Consider the following 19,944-nt stretch of genomic DNA (forward strand, 5'->3'; position numbering starts at 1 on the left):
TCCGAACTACATTGTCCAACCCTCCCGACGTGACGACACTCATAGTCACGCCGAGGAGAAGGACACCCCCACATGACCAGCAGCACCGACGCCGCACCCGTCACCGCGCCGCCATCGGCACTCGATGTCCGCGCGATCATCAATCCGGCCACCGCGAGCGTGATCACCACGGTCGCCGAGATGGGCGCCGCGGATGTCGACACCGCCGTGGCCGCCGCCAAGGCCGCCTTCGCCGACGGCCCGTGGGCCGACATGCCGCGCAGCGAGCGCGCCCGATTGTTGCTGCGCATCGCCGATGCCATCGAGGAGCAGGCCGAACGGCTCTACACATTGGAAGCCGAGAACAATGGCAGACCCATCACCGAAACAAGGGCTCAGCTGTCCCGCGTGCCCGAGTGGTTCCGCTACAACGCGGGACTACTTGCCGCCCAGCGTCATTCGGTCCTGCCGGGCGATGGCCCGTACCTCACCTATCAGCAGCGGCTGCCGTTGGGCGTATGCGGCATCATCACCCCGTTCAACCATCCGCTGCTGATCCTGGCTCGCAGCCTGTCCGCGGCATTGGCCAACGGCAACACCGTGGTGGTCAAGCCTTCGGAGATGACACCGCTGACCACGCTGGCGCTGGCCGACATCATCGCCGGGACCGGGATACCGGAAGGGGTCGTCAACGTGGTGACCGGCGGACGCGAGGCCGGCATCCGGTTGACCGAGCATCCGGACGTCGCCAAGATCACGCTGACCGGCGGCACCGAGGCAGGACGATCGGCCGCCGTGGCGACGGCAACCCGGTTCGCCCGGGTGACGGCCGAACTGGGCGGCAAGACCCCGGTCATCGTCTTCGACGATGTCGACCCGGTCGACGCCGCCGAGGGCGCGGCGTTCTCCGCCTTCGTGGCCGCCGGCCAGTCGTGCGTCGCCGGTTCGCGCTTTCTGGTGCACCGCAGCATCTACGACGCGTTCGTCGCTGCCCTGGTGCACCGTGCGCGGGCCATCGTCGTCGGCGATCCCGCCGCCCCGGAGACCCAGATGGGCCCGCTCATCAGCGCCCGCCAACGCGATAATGTGCGTCGGCTGATCCAGACCGGTGTCGACCAGGGTGCTCGCCTCGCGGCCGGCGGCGAGGCCCCCCGGCTGCCCGTGGACCTGCGCGACGGATTCTTCCTGTCCCCCACCGTCCTGGCCGACGCCACCATGGCCATGACGGTGGCCCGCGAGGAGATCTTCGGGCCGGTGGCGGTGGTCATCCCCTTCGATACCGAGGCCGACGCCGTCGCGATGGCAAACGACAACGAGTTCGGACTCGGCGCCGGGGTGTGGACCCTCGACGTGGCCCGAGCGCATCGTGTCGCCGCGCGGATCACCGCGGGCATGGTGTGGATCAACGACCACCACCGGCTGGAGCCATCGTTGCCGTGGGGTGGCGTGAAGGAATCCGGTACCGGAAAAGACGCGGGTACCGAATCCTTCGACGATTTCTCGTGGATCAAGACCATCGTGGTGCGCACTGCCGCCGAACCCGTGGACTGGTACGGCAACTTCGGCCAGCGCCGCCTGAACTGACCCCGGATCCGGACTCCTGAAAGGCTTTTCGTGAACCACAACACGACCCGTGGGCCGGCCGGTAGCGGCTGGCGACATGAAATCACCCGAGTGCAATGGCTTGTCCTTGCCGGCACCACCCTGGGCTGGGGCCTCGACGGCTTCGCAGGCAGCCTCTACGTGTTGGTCCTCGGACCCACCATGACCGAACTGCTACCCAACAGCGGCGTCGAGGTCTCCTCATCGTCGATCGGGTTGTACGGCGGACTGACCGTGGCGCTGTTCCTGACGGGCTGGGCGGTCGGCGGCATCATGTTCGGGATGTTGGCCGACTACTTCGGCCGCACCAGGGTTCTCTCGGTGGGCATCCTGACCTACGCCGTGTTCAGCGCCCTGGCCGCCTTCGCCGACACCTGGTGGCAGCTGGGCCTGTTGCGATTCATCGCAGGCGTCGGATCCGGTGTCGAGGCGCCGGTGGGTGCCGCGCTGATCGCCGAGACCTGGCGCAATCGCTACCGTGCCCGCGCGGGCGGAGTCATGATGGCCGGCTACGCCGGCGGGTTCTTCGCCGCCGCTGCGGTGTACGCACTGCTGGGTGATCACGGCTGGCGGTTCATGATGCTGCTGGCCGGCCTGCCCGCGCTGCTGGTCTGGTTCATCCGACGCTATGTCCCCGAGCCTCCGGAGATCAACGCCGCGATGCACGTCCGCAAGCAGCGCAAGGCCGCGGGCACCCGCGAACAGTTCGTGCTGCGCCGCCTCATCTCACCGCCGCTGCGCAGGCCGATGCTGGTGTGCACCGCACTCGCCTCCGGCGCGCTGCTGGCCTTCTGGAGTGTGTCCACCTGGTATCCACAGATCATCCGGCAGATCAGCGCGAATGAGTCTGTGCCGCAAGCGGTCACCGATCATCGGGTCGCCGTCACGGCAATGTTGTTCAACGCCGGCGGCATCATCGGCTATGCCGCATGGGGCTTCATCGCCGACGCCATCGGGCGCCGCAGGACCTTCCTGATGAGCTTCACCGTCTCCGCCGCCTCGATCGCCTGGACCTTCCCCTTCGACCGCGGGTACACCGAGTTCCTGTTCGCCATGCCGCTGCTGGGGTTCGGATTGTTCGGCGCCTTGTCGGGCACCTTCATCTACGGGCCCGAGGTGTTCCCGCCCAGCGTGCGGGCCACCGCGCTTGCCGTGTCCAACAGCGTCGGTCGATTCGTCACCGCGCTGGGACCGCTTAGCGCCGGCGTGATCGCCACATCATGGTTCGGCGGCGACCTCGGGGTGGCCACCGCCACGGTGGCGGCGCTGGGACTGATCGCCGTCGTGGGCCTGGCGTTCGCCGCCGAGACCCGCGGCACCCCATTGCCCACCGACAGTCATTTCGAGCCCGTCACCCCCACCGAGAAGAGCCACTCATGAGCGAGTACCCCCATTCGTCGGCGATCGTCATCGGCGGATCCATCGGCGGACTGACCGCCGCCCTGCTACTGCGCGACCTGGGCTTCACCGTCGATGTGTACGAGCGGACGCCCGGCCCGTTGGACGGCCGCGGCGGAGGTATCGTGCTGCAACCCGACACCGTGCGCTGGTTCGTCGAGCGCAGCAGCCAGCGGCTCGACGACCTTCACACCGCGACCTCGCACGTCCAATACCTCAACGCCGACGGCAGTATCGCCCACCGCGAGCCCGCGCGCTGGACGTACACCTCGTGGGGCACGTTCTACCGGGCCCTGTTGGCGGACTTCGGCACCGAGCACTACCACTATGGCGAATACGCCTGCGGTTTCGACCAGGACGACACGCGAGCCACCGTGCGTTTCGTCAGCGGCCGTACCGAGAGTGCCGACCTGGTGGTGTTCGCCGACGGCATCACCTCCGCGGCGCGGCAGCGCTTCGACCCGACCGCCGAACTCATCTACTCCGGCTATGTAGGGTGGCGCGGAACGGTGCCGCAGTCGATGCTCACCGAAGCCACCCGCGCCACGCTGCACGACGCGATCACCTATGACGTGGTGCCGAATTCGCACATCACCATGTACCCGATTCCCGGTGAGGAGGGACTCGACGAGGCGCACCGGCTGATCAACTATGTCTGGTACCGCAATGTGCCGGCCGGGCCCGACCTCGGCGAGATGCTGATCGACAAGCGTGGGTTCACCGGTTCGGTGTCCATTCATCCCGGCCAGGTCCAGGACCGCTACATCGACGAGATGCGCCGTGCCGCAACCGAACTGTTTGCCCCGGCGGTCGCCGAGGTCGTCGTGGCCACCCCGACGCCGTACCTGCAGGTCCTTTCCGATGTCCGTTCCAACCGGATGGCCTTGGGTCGGGTGGCACTGATCGGTGATGCGGCGTGCGCGTCGCGACCGCATGCCGCCGCGGGTACCGCCAAGGCAGCGGCCGACGCGTGGACGCTGGCCACCGCGCTGGCCGAGACCACCGGCGATATTCCCTCGGCGCTGGCGAAATGGGAGCCCGCGCAGTTACAGCTCAGCGATTCCCTGTTGCGACGCGTGGTCGGCATGGGCGAACGGTCCCAGTTCCACAACACCTGGGATCCCCGGGATCCTGATCTGCGGTTCGGCCTCTACGGCCCCGGCATCTGACCCCCGCGTGAACACCTCACACCCCTCCTCTGAAAGGCATATCGCATGACCGACAACAGCTTTCTGACCGACCTGCCGCTCGCCGGCGAACTCGTCGCAGAAGATTTCGACACCTGGCCGGACTGGCTGAAGACCGAATTCGAGGAACACTCGCACGACGGCGCGGTCGGATCGCGGCTGCTCAGTGCGAATGACCGGGTCCGGGTATGGGAGATCAGGTTAGCCCCCGGGGAACGCTGGCATGCCCACCGCCATGTGCTGGATTACTTCTGGACAGCGGTCAACGCGGGACGCAGCCGTCAGCACACCCACGACGGGACGGTGCGCGAGGTCTCCTACGGTGCGGGCGAGACGCGGCATTTCCATTTCGGTCCCGGCGAGTTCCTGCTGCACGATATCGAGAACATCGGAGACGGCGAACTGGTATTCACGACGGTGGAACACCTCGACAGCGCCAATGCCCCACTTCCGCTGAGCTGAGGCAGCCGATCCCGACCATACGCTTTAGCCCGCAATGTATGGTCAACGTATGAGCGACGCGACCTTCAACCTGTCATCGGTCTTCGGCACCGTGGCCCGGGCCGTCGGCGACCAGACGTTCCTGGTCTGGCGGGATCGCCGGTTGAGCTACGCCGATGTCGACGCCCGGGTCGACGGCTTCGCGCACTTCCTTGCCGCGCAAGGCCTCGGTTGCCACACCGAACGCGAAGACCTGGCGGGCCACGAGTCCGGCCAGGACCACCTTGGCATCTACCTGCGCAACGGTAACGAGTACCTGGAGTCCATGATCGGTGCCTATCGGGCCCGCGTCGCCGGATTCAACGTCAGTTTCCGCTACGTCGAGGACGAGCTGATCTATCTGCTCAACGACTCGAAGGCCCGGGCACTGGTCTACAACGCCGAGTTCGCTCCGCGGGTGGCCTCGATCCGGGACCGGGTACCGCACCTGCAGATTTTGATCCAGGTCGACGACGGCACCGGCCACGACCTGCTGCCCGGCGCAGTGGACTACGAACAGGCCGTGCGCACGCCCGCCCCGGCCGCCGGACTGCCCGAGGTGTCCGGTGACGATCTGTACATCCTCTACACCGGCGGCACCACCGGGATGCCCAAGGGCGTGCTGTGGCGCCAGCATGACATCTTCCTGTCCTCGATGGGCGGCCGGCCGTTCGGTGCCGATCGGGCGCTGGCCTCCTATGACGAGCTGGCCGAGAAGGCCCGCGCCGGCGCGGGTGCGCTGGCCATGCTGATGATCCCGCCGTTCATGCACGGCGCCGCCCAGTGGGCGGCCTACAACGCGATCACCATGGGCGGGCGCCTGGTCATCCCCGACGATGTCGAGCGGCTGCGGCCCGCCGAGGTGCTGAAATTGGCCGAACGTGAACGTGTACTGACGATTCCGGTGGTCGGCGATGCGGTGGCCCGACCACTGGTCGAGGAGATCGAACGTGGGGACTACGACCTGTCCGGGCTGTTCACCGTCACCAACGGCGGGGCCACGCTCTCCCCGACGGTGCGCGAGCGGATCCTGGCCGCGCTGCCCCATGTGACGCTGCTCGATGCGGTCGGCGCCTCGGAATCCGGCGCCCAGTTGAGCACGTTCTCCACCTCCGGCGGCGAGACGACACCGGCGGTCTTCACCGCGCAGTCCGATACCGCGGTGGTCGCCGAGGACCTGTCGAGGGTGCTGACCGCCGGCGAGGGCGGCGGCTGGCTGGCGCGCCGCGATCTGATCCCGTTGGGCTATCTCGGCGATGCGGACAAGACAGCGCGCACCTTCCCGACCATCGACGGGGTGCGCTGGTCGGTGCCCGGCGACCGGGCCGATGTCCTGGACGACGGCCGCATCCGACTCTTGGGCAGGGATTCGGTCACCATCAACTCCGGTGGCGAGAAGATCTTCGTCGAGGAGGTGGAACGCGCCATCGCCGCGCACCCCGCGGTCTATGACGTCGTGGTGGTCGGACGCCCCTCGGAGCGGTGGGGCTCGGAGGTGGTGGCCGTGGTGCAGCTCGCCGAGGGTGCTGACGCCGACGACGAGGACCTCGCGGCGGTGTGTGGGCAGACGGTGGCGCGCTACAAGGTCCCGAAGGCCTTCATCCGTCATCCGAAGATCCAGCGGTCGCCGGCGGGCAAGGCCGACTACCGCTGGGCCAAGGCCGTCGCCACCGGCGAGAGCCTGCCCGCGAGCTAACGCTCGCCGAGCGTGGCGGACAGATAGGTGATATCGCCGAAGGCGGAGAGCACCTCGGTGGACGCGGGCATCCCGTACTCGGCGAACAGTTCCGAACTCGCCCGCAGCACGGGCCGCCACCCGGAGCCGGCCAGGTAGGTCGCCGACTCGCTGCGTTCGCCGGGATAGAACAGTTCGGCGATATCGACGTCGACCCCCAGGTCGATCCCCTTGTCTAGCCACCTCCCGCGCATCTCCTGCATGCGTTCGCTGATCATCACCAGATCGTCCGAGCTGATGGTCGCGGTGTTCTCGGTGGCGATCCGGCTTCCCGGTGCGCTGAGCTCGGTGATGTTGTCCAACAACCGATCCTGGGCCTCCGGCGGCAGGTACACCAGCAATCCCTCGGCCAGCCACGCGGCCGGTTCCGAGCTGTCGAATCCGGCCGCGCGCAATGCGGCGGGCCAGTCGTCGCGCAGGTCCACCCCGATGGTGCGGTGCTCCGCCGCCGGGGTCGCGCCCAGATCTGCCAGGGTTCGGGTCTTGAACTCGATCACCTGCGGCTGGTCCAGCTCGTAGACCACGACATCGGACGGCCAGCGCAGCCGGTAGGCGCGGGCATCCAGACCCGAGGCCAGGATGACGACCTGCCGGATACCAGAATCGACTGCGTCGGCGACGAAGTCGTCGTAGAAGCGGGTGCGCGCGGCGATACCGTCGGCCATCCGGGCTATGTCGTCGGCCGCCGCACCATCGATCTCGCCACGGGCGTATCGGGCGTACGCGCCGATCCCGACGGCCGATACCAGCGGCTCGGCGTACGGATCGCTGATCCCGGCGATATTCGCCCTGGTGGCGATCGCCCGGTTCATGGCCACGGCAGTGGCCGTCACACCGACGCTTGTTGCAAGGTCCCAGGTGTCACTGTCGACTCGTCCCATAGTTAGACAGCCTACGCTTCTGCTGGGCGGACGATGGCGACGAACAGTGGGCGGCGCCGTTGGGGCTGGACCGTCAGGGCAGCGCGCCGAGGATCGGATCGACAGACTGGGCCGGCGCAGGTGGGGCAGGTGCAGGCGGGGCAGGCATCAAGGGAACTGCCGGCTCCACCGCTACCGGCTGCGGCGCCATATCCGCCGGGGCCGGACCCGGGAGCGCGCCGGGGGCGGGAACAGGCTCGCCCGCCGGCACCGGTACGGCGGGGACGGTCAGCATCGACGCATCCGGTGCCGGCACCTGCGCTTCGGGGCCGGGCGCCGCGACGGGAACGACGGGATCCCCGAGATGCGATACCGGCTCGGGCAACGCCACCGGTGCAGCGGGTGCGGGCACGGCATACTCCACGGCCGGTGGCACCCAATCCGTGCTGGGACTCGTGTCGACAACGGGACTCGACGCCGGGTCCGGGGCAAGAGCCACCGGGGGCACGGGCGGCAGCGCGACCACCGGCGCGGCCACCGGCGCGGCCACCGGTTGCGCAGGCACGATGGGCGAGGTCTGCGGCGTGGAGACGGTGGCTCGGTTTGCCAGGGTCGCCGATTCCGGCACCTCTGATCCGCCGAACTGCGAGCCGACGGCGAACAGCGCGATCACAGCTGTCACCGCGGCCGCTCCGGCCAGGGACAGCAGTCGCCCGCCCAACTGCGCGCGCAGGCGCGTGCCGCGAGCCGGCTGCTCCTCAGCGGTCCGGGTCGGAACCGCGTTGGTCAACACCAGATGCGCGGCCCGATAAGCCGGCGCCTGCATGACTTCGGGATCGCAATCCGAGACACGGCCCGCGCAGTCGGCGACAACGGTGTCGATCGCGGCACCGAACAGGTCCGCGGGCACCTGCGCGGCGGCCTCCGAGTCGGCAAGCTCGTCAAATTCGGGTACCGGGGGCGTGATCTGCCGGACCGGCCGGACATCGGCCCAGCCGGCATCGCGCAGCGCCGCGAGCAGGTCGGTGGATCGGTCTTCCAGATCGGCGCTCCAACACACGCCGACCGCACCGACCCGATAGCCGGCCGCCGCGGCGATACCGGCGGCCCCGCGGACCGCGGCCAGACAACGCGGCACCAGGTCGTCGAGGTGTCGGACCGCGAACCGGTCGTCATCGATGGGACGCCCCGTGGGCACGGTGGCATCGACCAGAACCCAGCCGACACCATTGGTGGTGACCGACAATCCGAGTACGGTTCTCAACCCCTGACCTCTGCTCCTGTCTCATCCCCCGGCTGCGGATCGCGACGAAGCCTAGTTTGCTCGCTTCGACTCGGCATCTCGTGAGAACGCCGTTTCCGGCGCTGTCTACTGGTTATCGTCGCCACCATGACGGGCGTTACCAGGCACGACCCCGGCAGCGGGAACCATCTGCCCGGGCCGTGAATTCACCGAGAGTTCATTCACCGATGTCGGGAATACCCCCGCCGGTACCATTGCTGTTCGGTGCGACGAAGGGAGCAGACATGGTCGGCGACGAGGAAGCAATCACAGCGGTGTTGAACCGCCTGCGCAGGGCGCAGGGTCAACTTGCCGGCGTCATATCGATGATCGAGCAGGGCCGCGACTGCAAGGACGTGGTGACTCAGCTGGCCGCCGTGTCGCGTGCCCTGGACCGGGCCGGCTTCAAGATCGTCGCGACGGGCATGCGGGACTGCCTGACCGGTGAGTCGGCCGATGGGCAGCGGCCGATGACCGAAGCCGAACTGGAGAAGTTGTTCATGGCGTTGGCCTGACGCCCGGCGCATGACCGAAGATCGCCGACGCGACGAGCGTGCCGACGATGACGATCGCGAAAACCACGGTCGCGGTACCGATCCACATCACCTCCGCATGCGCGGCGGGCACGCTGGTCTGCCCGGGGACGCGGTGGTTGAGCAGCTTCGCACGTCGCCAACCGACCACGAGCACACTCAACGCCAGACACGTGGCGATCAGCGCCAGTAGCGCACGACCGGGCCCGAAGGGCCCGTGCTGACGGATGATCAGCAGCGCTCCTCCGCCGATGAAGCCCAAAGCGCTTCTCTCCCAGGACAACAGGGTGCGCTCCGCCGGTAAACCAGGTTTCTGCGGCTGCGACCGTGGCATCTCACCGACCGCCGGGAGGCCAGATGACCAAGACGACGAGCACGGCCACGGTGATCGCGAAGATCGCCACACCGAGCATGGCGGGAATCAGCGTGGGCGGTAGATCCGCATCACGGCGCATCGCCTCTTGCACGCGGCGCCAGCGCCAAACCGCCAGGGCGGCCAGCACTCCCCCTCCCGCCGTCAACACGATGCTCAAACCGTGTCGAACGCCGGTGATTCCGAACGACGGGACGAACTGGACGACCGCGATACCGCCGGCTATGAGGGCCAGCGCGGTGCGGATCCACGCCAGGAACGTCCGCTCGTTGGCCAGGGTGAACCGGTAATCCGGTTCTGAATCCACCCGTTCGTCGTCGGATTCGGTCATCTCCGCTCCCCGGTGCCAGGCATCACCGGTCAGCGTACGTCGCACAGTCGGAGCGGTGCGCCGGTATGGCGCGAGGAAGTCAGACTCCCGCCGCGCGATCGACGATGGCGTAACGGGCCTGCAATCCGTCGATGAACGACGTGAGCGCGAGATCGAAGCTGGCCTGGTCGATCTCGTCCGCCATTGCGGGCAGTCGGTGCGCCTGCTGCATGTGCGGATAACGGTCCCGGTAGACCTGCGCATCATCGGCGAAACCTCGCGAGAACGAACCGATGGTCGACCCGAGCACCAACGAACGGGTGGCGGCGCCGATCATCGTCGCCTCGCGAGCAGGCCATCCGGCCCGCACCAACCCGCCGTGCACGGCATTGGCGATGCGCAGGCTCTCATCGCGGTGCCTGAGCCCCAGCGCCAGGAACGGCACCAGATTGGGGTGCGCCGCCAGCGCCGAGCGGTAGGAGCGCGCCCACTCGGCCAGCGCCAGGTCCCACGGCTCGTCGGTGTCGAAGGCGGAGGTGTCGACGACACCCACGACCATGCCGGCTATCTCGTCGAGCACCTCGGTCTTGGTCAGGTAGTGCTTGTAGAGCGAGGCGGCCTGCACTCCGAGATCGGCGGCCAGGTTACGCATGGACAACCCCTCCAGGCCATCCCGGTCGATGATGCCGAGCGCGCTGTCGCGGATCCGTTCGCGGCTGAGAATGCGCGGCCTGGCCACCATGAGCTCCTTCGTTGCGTTGGCGAACGATGTTAGCTTATAGTGATCACCACTGGCTAACGCCGTTCACCGTCAAGGAAGGTTGCGATGCGCAGGGACGTCTACACCCAGGAACATGAGGACTTTCGCGCGATGATCCGGGCGTTCATCGAAGCCGAGGTCGTGCCGGTGTACGACAAGTGGTTCGAAGACGGCATCGCGCCTCGCGACTTCTACTACAAGCTGGGCGAGCTGGGCCTGTTCGGCATCGAGATCCCCACCGAGTACGGCGGATCCGGCATCGACTCGTACAAGTTCCAGGCCATCATCACCGAGGAGTGCTCGCGCGCAGCAGTGTCCTTCGGCGGCTCCAGCGTCCACATCGGATTGTGCCTGCCCTACCTCAAGGAGCTGGCCACCGAGGAGCAGAAGCAGCGCTGGTTCCCGGGCATGATGTCGGGCGAGACCATGTTCGCCATCGCCATGACCGAGCCGGGCACCGGCTCAGATCTGGCGGGAATGCGCACCACCGCAAAGCCTTCCGGTGACGGTACGCACTACGTACTGAACGGGTCCAAGACCTTCATCACCGGTGGCGTCCATGCCGACCGCGTCATCGTGTGCGCCCGTACCGCGGCACCGCGGGAAGACGATCGACGGTTCGGCATCACGCTGCTGGTCGTGGACACCGCCTCCGCCGGTTACACCGTCGGCCGCAAGCTCGACAAGTTGGGCCTGCGGACCTCCGACACCGCCGAACTGAACTTCACCGACGTGATCGTGCCCGCCGAGGACGTGCTCGGCGAGGTGAACATGGGCTTCTCCTATCTCGGCCGCAACCTTCCCCGCGAGCGGCTGGCCATCGCGGTCGGCTCCTACGCGCAGGCGGCGGCCGCCGTGCGCTTCGCGGCGCAGTACACCAAGGACCGCACGGTCTTCGGCAAGCCGGTCGCCGCGTTCCAGAACACCAAGTTCGAACTCGCCGCCTGCAAGGCCGATGTCGACGCCATGGAGGCGGTGGTGGACCGCGCGATGAACGCCCACGACGCCGACGAACTGACACCCGCCGATGCCGCCGCGGCCAAGCTGTTTTGCACCGATCTGGCGTCCAAGGTCATCGATCGCTGCCTGCAGCTGCACGGGGGCTACGGCTATATCAACGAGTACCCGATCGCTCGGCTCTATGCCGACAACCGGGTCAGCCGGATCTACGGCGGGACCAGTGAGGTGATGAAGATGATCATCGCTAAGGACATGGGCCTGTAGAGAGCGCGGTTGTAACCGCCATCACAACGGGCGGTCGGTGACATCGGCGTCACAGCCCGGTGGTGATCGTAAATCCCTTGCGCTGTGGTGCAATTGGCCGGTGATCATGGCACCTGGGGCCGATAGCACCGAATCGGTCGATGAGGAGCCCACCAACGACCCGAAGGAACCACCGTATCGGGCGGCGGGCGCGGTCCTGCTGCTGATCGTCGCACTGATATTCGGCCTGACCTGGGTGCAGTTCCGCGGCTACCTCGAAGACGTTGTGCCACTGGTGATCATGGCCGAACGCGCCGGGTTGTCGATGGATCCGGGTTCGAAGGTGACCTTCAACGGAGTCCCTATCGGCCGTCTGACGTCCGCCGGGGTGGTGACCGAGGGTGACGATATCCGTGCGAAGCTGCTGTTGGATGTCAAACCTCAGTATCTGGAGCTGATTCCGTCCAACGTGGATGCGCAGTTGCGGGCCACGACGGTCTTCGGCAACAAATACATCTCGCTGGTCTCGCCCGCCGATCCGTCATCCGAACGACTCGCACCCGGCGCGGTGATCAACGCGTCGGCGACCACCACCGAGTTCAACACCGTCTTCGAGACGATCATGGGGATCGCCCAGCAGATCGATCCGGTCAAGCTCAACCAGACCCTGACCGCCACCGCCCAGGCCTTGAACGGATTGGGAGACAAGTTCGGTCGGTCGCTGGTCGACAGCAACGATATTCTCGGTGAGCTCAATGCGCGGATGCCGCAGATCCGTCGCGACGTATCCGGACTGATCGCGTTGTCCGACACCTACGCCGATGCCGCGCCCGACCTGTTCGACGGCCTGAACAACGCCACGATCACCGCACGTGCCATGAACGACGAACGCGGTGCGGTGGACGCAGCGCTGCTGTCAGCGGTCGGGTTCGGTAACAATGCCGGCGATGTTCTCGAGCGCGGCGGTCCGTACCTGGTGCGCGGCGCCCAGGACCTGTTACCGACCAGCGCGCTGCTGGACTACTACAGTCCGCAGTTGTTGTGCAGCTTGCGCAATTACCACAACGTGGCACCGAAGTACGCCGATATGCTCGGCGGCAACGGTTACTCCCTGGTGCTGCGTGACCAGCTGGTCGGCGCCGGCAATCGCTATGTGTTCCCGGACAACTTGCCGCGCGTCAACGCCCGTGGCGGGCCGGGCGGCCGTCCCGGTTGCTGGCAGCCGATCACCCGGGACCTGTGGCCGATGCCGTACCTGGTGATGGACACCGGCGCCAGCATCGCACCATACAACCACTTCGAGCTCGGACAGCCGATCATGAACGAATACGTCTGGGGACGTCAGGTCGGCGAGGACACCATCAACCCCTGATCAAGCCTTCCCGGTGCGCTCACGGTGCTTGCAGCCGGGCCAGCAGCACGGTCGCCGCTTCCCCTCCTCGAGCTCCTCCTGCGTCCGCCGGATCCGGCGCTCCCGGGTCTTGTCCTGCTTGGCGTCTTCGACCCAGCAGATGAACTCGTTGCGGGCCAGCGGCGTGATGTCCTTCCATGCCGCCAGCGCCGTGCCGTTGCCGATCAGCGCGGAACGCAGGTCCGCGGGCAAGGGATGCACCACTCCGCCGGGGACCTGCTGTTCTGCCATGCCGGCAATATATCCCGGGGGCTACTTGCCGAAGCCCGCATTGCGCAGTGCATCCGCCATGGATCCCGACGGCGCCGACTCGCGGCGGCCGGAGTTGTTCCCGCGGTTGGGCTTTCGCTGCGGATCTCGCTGTTGATTGCCACGCTGCTGGTTGCCGCGGTTCTGCTGCCCCTGTCCGCCCTTGCCGGGCCCGCGGTCACCGCTGCGGGCGGGCTCGTCGTTGAGCCGCAGGGACAATCCGATCCGCTGCCGGTCGACGTCGACTTCGACGACCTTGACCCGCACCACCTGTCCGGATTTGACCACCTCGTGGGGATCGGAGACGAATCGGTCCGACATCGCCGACACGTGCACCAGCCCATCCTGGTGCACGCCCACATCCACGAAGGCGCCGAACGCCGCCACGTTGGTGACCACGCCCTCGAGAACCATCCCCGCCTTCAGATCGGCGACCTTCTCCACACCGGCGGCAAAGGTCGCGGTGGAGAATGCCGGGCGCGGGTCGCGGCCGGGCTTCTCCAGTTCGGAGAGGATGTCGGTGACCGTGGGCACGCCGAACCGCTCGTCGGCGAAATCTGTCGGCGCAAGCGCGCGCAGGGCGCGCTCGTTGCCGATCAACTCGGCCAGCGTGATGTTGGAACGGTCCAGGATGCGCCGCACCACCGGATAGGACTCCGGGTGCACCCCGGAGGCATCCAGTGGATCATCACCGCCGGTGATCCGCAGGAAGCCCGCGCACTGTTCAAAGGCCTTGGGCCCCAGCCGAGGCACCTTCAACAGTGCGCTGCGGCTGCGAAACGGGCCGGTGTTCTCCCGATGCGCGACGATGGCCTCGGCCAAGGTGTCGGTGACACCGGAAACCCGCGCCAACAGCGGCACCGATGCGGTGTTCAGGTCGACGCCGACAGCGTTGACGGCATCCTCGACCACCGCGTCGAGACTGCGGGCCAGGGTGCCCGGCGTGACATCGTGCTGATACTGGCCGACACCGATCGACTTCGGCTCGATCTTGACCAGTTCGGCCAGCGGATCCTGCAGTCGCCGTGCGATGGACACCGCCCCGCGCAGCGTCACATCCAGTTGTGGCAGTTCGTGGGCCGCATAGGCAGACGCCGAATACACCGAGGCGCCGGCCTCGCTGACCATCGCTTTCACCGGTGCGGGCCCGCTGGCGGCACGGATGTCGGCGATCAGTTCGGCGGCCAGGGCATCGGTCTCCCGGGAGGCGGTGCCGTTGCCGACCGCGATCAACTCGACGCCGTGGCGGGCGACAAGCGCGGCCAGCGTGGCCTTGGCGGTATCCCATTGCTTCTGCGGCTGGTGCGGGAAGATCGCACAGGTATCGACCACCTTGCCGGTGCCGTCCACGACGGCGACCTTGACCCCGGTCCGGAACCCCGGGTCGAGCCCCAGCGTGGTGCGCGTCCCGGCCGGCGCGGCCAGCAGCAGATCCTTCAGATTACGGGCGAACACTGCGACGGCATCGGCTTCGGCGCGCTGGCGCAACCGGATGCGAGCGTCGACGGCCGCCGAGATCATCAGCTTGGTCCGCCAGGCCAACCGCACGGTGGTGGCCAGCCACGGGGTGGCCGGGCCCGCAGCGGCCAGGTCGATACCGAGGCTCTGGGCGACCCGCGCCTGGTACACCTCATCGGCCCCGCCGTCGAAGTTCACCGCGAGGATCTGCTCCTTCTCGCCACGCAACACCGCGAGCACCCGATGCGACGGCATCTTCTCCAGCGGTTCGGAGAACTCGAAGTAGTCGCGGAACTTCTGTCCGGCCGGGCTCTTCGCCGCCTCGTCGGACCACGGTCCGGTCCGCAGCGTGCCGTCGGCCCAGAATTTGGTGCGCACGTCACCGACCAGTTCGGCGTCCTCGGCCGCCCGCTCGATCAGGATGTGCCGGGCCCCGTCGAGGGCGGCGGCGGAGTCGGCGACCTGCTCCCCCACGAATTCGGCGGCAATCTCGTCGGGTACCAGGGACGGGTCCGCGAGCAGCCGATCCGCCAGCGGCTCCAAACCGGCTTCGCGAGCGATCTGCGCCTTGGTACGCCGCTTCGGCTTGTAGGGCAGGTAGATGTCTTCGATGCGGGCCTTGGTCTCCGCCGTCAGCAGCGCGTTCCTCAGCTCGTCGGTCAGCTTGCCCTGCTCCTCGATGGAAGCCAGCACGGCGTCGCGGCGCCGATCGAGTTCACGCAGGTATGCCAACCGCTCCTCAAGGGTGCGCAGCTGACCATCATCGAGGCTGCCGGTCACCTCCTTGCGGTACCGCGCGATGAACGGGACCGTGGCACCCTCGTCGAGCAAATGCACGGCGGCCGCAACCTGGCGTTCGGCAACCGCCAGTTCCTCAGCGAGACGGGCATTTACGGTACGGATCACGGGCGCGCTCGAAGTCACGCCGAGACCCTACCGAATAGCCCTGACAGCGATTCGGAGGGTAAGAGCGCAGTGACCGGGATGAAGTCATGACGCGCAGGCACGCGCGGCCAGCACCCCGACCAGGAAACACGCCAACGGCACCCAGCCGTCGGCCCCGGCCAGCCCGTTCTTGGCGACCAGCAGCATCGCCACCCCCGACACGCAGATCAGCACCCCTGCCACCACCGACCGAACCTCCGCTCGTCCCGAGTGTTCCCCGGCCGCCCCGACCGGGGCGTCCCACCACGGCAGCCTGCGGTGTTCCAGCGGGGACAGCAGCAGGAACGTCACGAACATCACGACCGCGAAGACGGCAGCACGCAGCGCCAACATCGCCCAGAAGTCCGGCGCGTGCACGTCGTAGGCGTCGAGTCCGAATGCGTTCAGCGCAAAGGTGGCGACGGCGATCGCCGGGATGTGCCACAGATAGAGGGTCATGGCGCCCGAATTGCCGACCGCGACCACGTACCAGACCCGGGGGCGCTGCGCCCAGCGGCCGACGGGACCGGCGGCCGCGACGAAGACGCAGGACATCCAGATGCAGTGCAGGGCCAGCAACACCGTGGGCGGTGACACGTTCGAGACACCGTGGCTGCTGCCGGTGGTGACCAGCGACACCTCGTAGGTCTGCGTCAGCGCCAGCAGTACCTGGGCAGCGAAAGCGGTCACCGCCACGGCCAGCGCCCCGACGGGCCTGATCAGCCTGCGGGCGTACGCCACGCCGATGACCACCGGGATCAGCCAGACGAACAAGAAGTTGCCGACCCCGGCTTCGGCCGAACCCACGGCGAAACGGATCTGGTCGACACCCGCGGCGACGGCCACCAGCAGCGCCACCACGGCCGCGGCGCCACCGGTACTGCGGATGCGGGTGAGCAGCGGAACGAAGGCGATCACGACCAGGTAGACGCCCAGAAACCACAGCAGCGCCACACATTCGCGGCCCAACCGGTCGGCCGATTCACCACCGAGGACCAACCGCGCCACCACCAGCGCCGCCGTCCAGAACGCCAGGTACCAGAACACCGGCCGGCACAGGCGCTGCGCGCGGCTCACCAGCCAGCCGCCCCACGGGGTGCCCGGATGCCAGCCGTAGGCGGCCGCCGCTCCGCCTGCGAAGAAGAACAGCGGCATCACCTGGACCACCCAGGTGATGGGGGTCAGCTGCGGCAACTCGCCGAGAATGTTGCCGATCCACAGTCCGTCGCTGTCGATGGTGGCGAGCAACAGTGCACAGTGCCCGAACATGACGACGACCAGGGCGGAGAGCCGGGCGACATCGATGGCGCGGTCCCGGTCACCCGCGTCGGCGGTCACCGAACTGGGCGCGGGCAGGAGCTTGGCGAGCGGCATGGTTACAGCGTGCCGCAATCGGCGGCCGCGCGGATGAGTAGGACTACCCGAGTTCAGGCGGTGTTGTCGGCCAGCATCTCGATGCGTTCGAGCGCCTGCTCGGCGGCCGCGACGGTGTCCATCCCACCGCTCGGTCCGCAGCTGGTCGCCTCGATGGCTGCGTTGTACGCCGCCACCACCAGGTTGTCGCAGTTCCACTCCGTGCTGCGCAGCGACCACAGCACCGAACCCGCAGGTGCCGGTACGGCGGGCGCCTCGACGGTGAACGTGTAGGTGCGGTCGGCCATGGTCGTCACGTCCACCTCGCTACCGGTGCAGGATTCGATGACCCGCCGCGCCGATGCGAGTGCGTCGGCGGCCGAGAAGTCCGACGGGTACACCGCGACCATCTCCTCGTTGACCACCTCGGAGCTGCCGCCGACCCCTGACCAGTGCCCGCCGTCCTCGGCCGCGGGCCCGTGGTCGACCAGGAACGGCGGGTCGACCTCAAGTGCCGTGCCGGCACAGCCGGCCGGAACGACGACGGCGAATCTGTTGCCATCCCGATTCTGGATATCGGGACTGAGCAGATCGGCGACCTGTCCGGCCGCGATCGGTCCGATCGACGCTTGGGGCGTGGCCCGCGGGTTGTCCACCGTCCTGGTGCAGCCGGCCACTACGCAGATCAGCACTACCGCAGCCAGCCGCTTCGTCACGGCTACGAGTCTAGGCGTGGCGCCAAACCCTGTGCTGTCATCGCATTTTCGCGGTGCACGTGCGCGCGTGCGTGGGCGATGGCCTCGTCGAGACCGTTCATCAGATGGGTCTCGTGCCGCAACGATTCGAGGATGCCGACGTTGGTCAGCAGATCGTGTTGCTCGGGGTCGACACCTTTGATGATGACCATCGTTCCGCGTGACTCCAGTTGTTCGGTGATCCGACTCAGGGCATGGGCACCCGTCGCGTCGAGGTGGTGCAGGCCGGACATCCGGATGATCACCACCGCAGTCCCGGAGACCGCGAGGTCGGCGATCGTGGCCGACATCCGCTCGGCGGCGCCGAAGAACATTGCGCCGTCCAACCGGAGCAGCATGATGCGTTCATCCCCGGGTCGGTACGCCCCCGGTAATGCTTCGCGATGAACACCGCTGCGCCGGGCCATCGCGGCCAGCGCGAACAACGCCGCCACCAACATTCCCAGTTCCACGGCCTGGATCAGATCCAGGCACACCGTGACACCCGCGGTGACCAAGAAGATCAGCGCTCCCGACCGACCGCTCCGCAGAATCCTGACGATGACGCCGCCGGAGATCATCGTCACCGCCGTCACCATCAGCACCGCGGCCAGTGCCGCCAACGGGATGGCACCCACCGGCCCACTGAGCAGATAGACGACACCGATCAGCAGCACCGAATGTGTCAGCGCGGCGATCCGCGTTCTGGCACCGGCTTTGACATTGACCGCGGTGCGCGCGATCGCACCCGTTGCGGGCATCCCACCGAACAGTCCGGCGGCCACCGATGCCATTCCCTGCCCGACGAGCTCGCGATCGGGATCACCGGCGGCGGTGCCCGACAGACTCGCGGCCACCCGGGCCGACAGCAGCGACTCGATGGCAGCCAATGCCGCGATCGCCAGTGCCGCACCGAACAATGCCTTCATCGCCGCGAGATCAGCGTGCGGCCAGGTCGGCATAGGCAATCCGGCCGGCAGCTCGCCGATCCGTGGGATCGGCAGCGCGGCAACGGAAACCACCACCGCTGCGACGATCACCGCCACCAGCGATGACGGGAAGGTCGGGAGCAGGCGGCGCAGGCCGACCATCACCACGATCACCACGGCCACCACCAGCAGGGCCCATCTGGCGGTCGCACCATCTGCGGTCGTCAGCGCCTCGAGGGCGGCGGCCAAGGGCCGCAACCCCTCCGGCGCTGTGGCGCCGACGGCCGCGGGCACCTGTTGCAGAAAGATGATCACCGCGATGCCGAGGGTGAACCCTTCGATGACGGGCCACGGGATGACCGTCACGAGCCGACCCACACCCGTCGCACCGGCGACGAACACCATGGCGCCGGCCATGATGGTCACGATGGCCACGCTGGAAAGACCGTGCTGGGCGACGACGGGCGCCAAGACCACGGCCATGGCTCCGGTGGGCCCGGACACCTGCACATGGGAGCCGCCGAACACCGCGGCGACGATGCCCGCGACGATTGCGGTGACCAGCCCCGCTGCCGCACCGACCCCCGAGCTGAGCCCGAATGCGAGCGCCAACGGCAGCGCCACGACACCCACGGTGATACCGGCAAGGACGTCGTGTCGCCACGATGACCGCAGACCGGCGTAGTCGCGAGCTCCTGGCAGCAACGCGCGGGTGGTTGTCCACCATCGCGACGGTTTCATCTCGCCGCCGTGCCGATGGGCGGCAGTGCGCCGATGGCGTCGAGCTGGTCGCGCTGAGCCGAGAGGGTGTCGGTCAAGAACACGCGCGCGATGACGAGCAACTCGGCGACCTTGGGGTGCGCGAGTTCGTAGTACACGGCATTGCCGACCCGGTGACCACGCACGACGTGGTGGCGCTTCAGCACGGCGAGGTGTTGGGAGAGCTGCGTGGGTTCGATATCGGTATCGGCGAGGATCGCGCTCACCGGGGTGGCTGCCGCACTGGTCGAGAGAATCTCCAGGATCCGGATTCGCGCCGGGTGCGCCAAGGCCTTGAACAGATTGGCCTTGATCTCGTAGAGCGGTCGTTCGGGTCCGCCAAGGAAACTGTCCGCCACGCCCGCCGCACCCCTGATTTGATGGATTGATATAATTCGCAATTCATCATACCGACGTTTAGACTC

At 67.6% G+C, this 19,944-nt stretch carries 19 protein-coding genes; 8 read left to right on the top strand and 11 right to left on the bottom strand.

Translation table 11 applies throughout. The features are described 5' to 3' along the window. Nucleotides 1-72: 72 nt before the first annotated feature. The 5 genes from FBY28_RS02060 (at nucleotide 73) to FBY28_RS02080 (ending at nucleotide 6,342) form a co-directional block, all read left to right on the top strand. Complete coding sequence (locus FBY28_RS02060; protein WP_141863894.1) at nucleotides 73-1,563, top strand: aldehyde dehydrogenase; 1,491 nt, start codon at nucleotides 73-75, stop codon at nucleotides 1,561-1,563. A 90-nt stretch (nucleotides 1,564-1,653) separates the two neighbouring features. Next, nucleotides 1,654-2,961, top strand: a complete 1,308-nt coding sequence (locus FBY28_RS02065) for an MFS transporter (protein ID WP_216847444.1) — start codon at nucleotides 1,654-1,656, stop codon at nucleotides 2,959-2,961. Further along, nucleotides 2,958-4,148 (top strand): FAD binding domain-containing protein, encoded by a 1,191-nt coding sequence (locus FBY28_RS02070; protein ID WP_141863899.1) that lies wholly within the window; start codon nucleotides 2,958-2,960, stop codon nucleotides 4,146-4,148. Before FBY28_RS02065 ends, FBY28_RS02070 begins: the two co-directional genes overlap by 4 nt. 45 nt (nucleotides 4,149-4,193) lie before the next feature. Next, complete coding sequence (locus tag FBY28_RS02075; protein ID WP_141863901.1) at nucleotides 4,194-4,628, top strand: cupin domain-containing protein; 435 nt, start codon at nucleotides 4,194-4,196, stop codon at nucleotides 4,626-4,628. A 49-nt stretch (nucleotides 4,629-4,677) separates the two neighbouring features. Further along, nucleotides 4,678-6,342 carry an acyl-CoA synthetase gene (locus FBY28_RS02080; RefSeq protein WP_141863903.1) on the top strand — a complete coding sequence of 555 codons (1,665 nt, stop codon included), beginning with the start codon at nucleotides 4,678-4,680 and terminating at the stop codon, nucleotides 6,340-6,342. Here FBY28_RS02080 and FBY28_RS02085 read toward each other — a convergent pair. Both FBY28_RS02085 and FBY28_RS02090 read right to left on the bottom strand, forming a co-directional pair. Next, nucleotides 6,339-7,214, bottom strand: coding sequence for an SAM-dependent methyltransferase (locus tag FBY28_RS02085; protein WP_141863905.1), 876 nt, complete (start codon nucleotides 7,212-7,214; stop codon nucleotides 6,339-6,341). The two genes, FBY28_RS02080 and FBY28_RS02085, sit on opposite strands and share 4 nt — an antisense overlap. A 121-nt stretch (nucleotides 7,215-7,335) precedes the next feature. Then, nucleotides 7,336-8,505: a DUF7159 family protein gene (locus tag FBY28_RS02090; protein WP_141863907.1), complete on the bottom strand. Its 1,170-nt coding sequence runs from the start codon at nucleotides 8,503-8,505 to the stop codon at nucleotides 7,336-7,338. 263 nt (nucleotides 8,506-8,768) lie between these two features. Between FBY28_RS02090 and FBY28_RS02095 the strand changes: the two genes are divergently transcribed. Next, nucleotides 8,769-9,038: a metal-sensitive transcriptional regulator gene (locus tag FBY28_RS02095; RefSeq protein WP_023985870.1), complete on the top strand. Its 270-nt coding sequence runs from the start codon at nucleotides 8,769-8,771 to the stop codon at nucleotides 9,036-9,038. Here FBY28_RS02095 and FBY28_RS02100 read toward each other — a convergent pair. From FBY28_RS02100 to FBY28_RS02110, 3 genes are all read right to left on the bottom strand, one after another. Then, a complete protein-coding gene (locus FBY28_RS02100) occupies nucleotides 9,022-9,390 on the bottom strand; it encodes a DUF202 domain-containing protein (protein ID WP_141863909.1) in 369 nt (122 codons plus the stop codon). The genes FBY28_RS02095 and FBY28_RS02100 overlap by 17 nt on opposite strands. A gap of 1 nt (nucleotide 9,391) precedes the next feature. Next, nucleotides 9,392-9,760 carry a YidH family protein gene (locus FBY28_RS02105; RefSeq protein ID WP_141863912.1) on the bottom strand — a complete coding sequence of 123 codons (369 nt, stop codon included), beginning with the start codon at nucleotides 9,758-9,760 and terminating at the stop codon, nucleotides 9,392-9,394. 79 nt (nucleotides 9,761-9,839) lie between these two features. Then, on the bottom strand, nucleotides 9,840-10,478 hold the full coding sequence (locus FBY28_RS02110; protein WP_141863914.1) for a TetR/AcrR family transcriptional regulator: 639 nt from the start codon (nucleotides 10,476-10,478) through the stop codon (nucleotides 9,840-9,842). Between the two features lie 87 nt (nucleotides 10,479-10,565). Between FBY28_RS02110 and FBY28_RS02115 the strand changes: the two genes are divergently transcribed. Beyond that, a complete protein-coding gene (locus tag FBY28_RS02115) occupies nucleotides 10,566-11,723 on the top strand; it encodes an acyl-CoA dehydrogenase family protein (RefSeq protein ID WP_141863916.1) in 1,158 nt (385 codons plus the stop codon). 106 nt (nucleotides 11,724-11,829) lie between these two features. Next, nucleotides 11,830-13,074, top strand: coding sequence for an MCE family protein (locus FBY28_RS02120; protein ID WP_141869998.1), 1,245 nt, complete (start codon nucleotides 11,830-11,832; stop codon nucleotides 13,072-13,074). On the opposite strand, the gene FBY28_RS02125 is transcribed toward FBY28_RS02120, so the two are convergent. From FBY28_RS02125 to FBY28_RS02150, 6 genes are all read right to left on the bottom strand, one after another. Continuing rightward, nucleotides 13,075-13,344, bottom strand: coding sequence for a YdeI/OmpD-associated family protein (locus tag FBY28_RS02125; protein WP_141863918.1), 270 nt, complete (start codon nucleotides 13,342-13,344; stop codon nucleotides 13,075-13,077). A gap of 21 nt (nucleotides 13,345-13,365) precedes the next feature. Further along, entirely contained in the window at nucleotides 13,366-15,744 is a 2,379-nt protein-coding gene (locus tag FBY28_RS02130) for a Tex family protein (RefSeq protein ID WP_141863920.1), read from the bottom strand. Nucleotides 15,745-15,810: 66 nt separating this feature from the next. Further along, nucleotides 15,811-17,118 (bottom strand): acyltransferase family protein, encoded by a 1,308-nt coding sequence (locus FBY28_RS02135; protein WP_141863922.1) that lies wholly within the window; start codon nucleotides 17,116-17,118, stop codon nucleotides 15,811-15,813. Between the two features lie 53 nt (nucleotides 17,119-17,171). Beyond that, complete coding sequence (locus tag FBY28_RS02140; RefSeq protein WP_216847445.1) at nucleotides 17,172-17,813, bottom strand: sensor domain-containing protein; 642 nt, start codon at nucleotides 17,811-17,813, stop codon at nucleotides 17,172-17,174. Between the two features lie 2 nt (nucleotides 17,814-17,815). Next, on the bottom strand, nucleotides 17,816-19,501 hold the full coding sequence (locus FBY28_RS02145; protein WP_141863924.1) for a SulP family inorganic anion transporter: 1,686 nt from the start codon (nucleotides 19,499-19,501) through the stop codon (nucleotides 17,816-17,818). Next, the gene (locus FBY28_RS02150; RefSeq protein ID WP_141863926.1) at nucleotides 19,498-19,878 is read right to left on the bottom strand and encodes an ArsR/SmtB family transcription factor; all 381 of its coding nucleotides are present in this window, start codon (nucleotides 19,876-19,878) and stop codon (nucleotides 19,498-19,500) included. Before FBY28_RS02150 ends, FBY28_RS02145 begins: the two co-directional genes overlap by 4 nt. Nucleotides 19,879-19,944 lie beyond the last annotated feature (66 nt).

The organism is Arthrobacter sp. SLBN-53 (genome assembly GCF_006715585.1).
Taxonomy (GTDB): domain Bacteria; phylum Actinomycetota; class Actinomycetes; order Mycobacteriales; family Mycobacteriaceae; genus Mycobacterium; species Mycobacterium neoaurum_A.

Excerpts from the sequence above, each read along its gene's own strand:
- FBY28_RS02060 (WP_141863894.1), top strand. The coding sequence starts at position 73 with ATGACCAGCAGCACCGACGCCGCACCCGTCACCGCGCCGCCATCGGCA.
- FBY28_RS02070 (WP_141863899.1), top strand. The coding sequence starts at position 2,958 with ATGAGCGAGTACCCCCATTCGTCGGCGATCGTCATCGGCGGATCCATC.
- FBY28_RS02075 (WP_141863901.1), top strand. The coding sequence starts at position 4,194 with ATGACCGACAACAGCTTTCTGACCGACCTGCCGCTCGCCGGCGAACTC.
- FBY28_RS02080 (WP_141863903.1), top strand. The coding sequence starts at position 4,678 with ATGAGCGACGCGACCTTCAACCTGTCATCGGTCTTCGGCACCGTGGCC.
- FBY28_RS02095 (WP_023985870.1), top strand. The coding sequence starts at position 8,769 with ATGGTCGGCGACGAGGAAGCAATCACAGCGGTGTTGAACCGCCTGCGC.
- FBY28_RS02100 (WP_141863909.1), bottom strand. The coding sequence starts at position 9,390 with ATGCCACGGTCGCAGCCGCAGAAACCTGGTTTACCGGCGGAGCGCACC.
- FBY28_RS02105 (WP_141863912.1), bottom strand. The coding sequence starts at position 9,760 with ATGACCGAATCCGACGACGAACGGGTGGATTCAGAACCGGATTACCGG.
- FBY28_RS02115 (WP_141863916.1), top strand. The coding sequence starts at position 10,566 with ATGCGCAGGGACGTCTACACCCAGGAACATGAGGACTTTCGCGCGATG.
- FBY28_RS02120 (WP_141869998.1), top strand. The coding sequence starts at position 11,830 with ATGGCACCTGGGGCCGATAGCACCGAATCGGTCGATGAGGAGCCCACC.
- FBY28_RS02125 (WP_141863918.1), bottom strand. The coding sequence starts at position 13,344 with ATGGCAGAACAGCAGGTCCCCGGCGGAGTGGTGCATCCCTTGCCCGCG.
- FBY28_RS02135 (WP_141863922.1), bottom strand. The coding sequence starts at position 17,118 with ATGCCGCTCGCCAAGCTCCTGCCCGCGCCCAGTTCGGTGACCGCCGAC.
- FBY28_RS02145 (WP_141863924.1), bottom strand. The coding sequence starts at position 19,501 with ATGAAACCGTCGCGATGGTGGACAACCACCCGCGCGTTGCTGCCAGGA.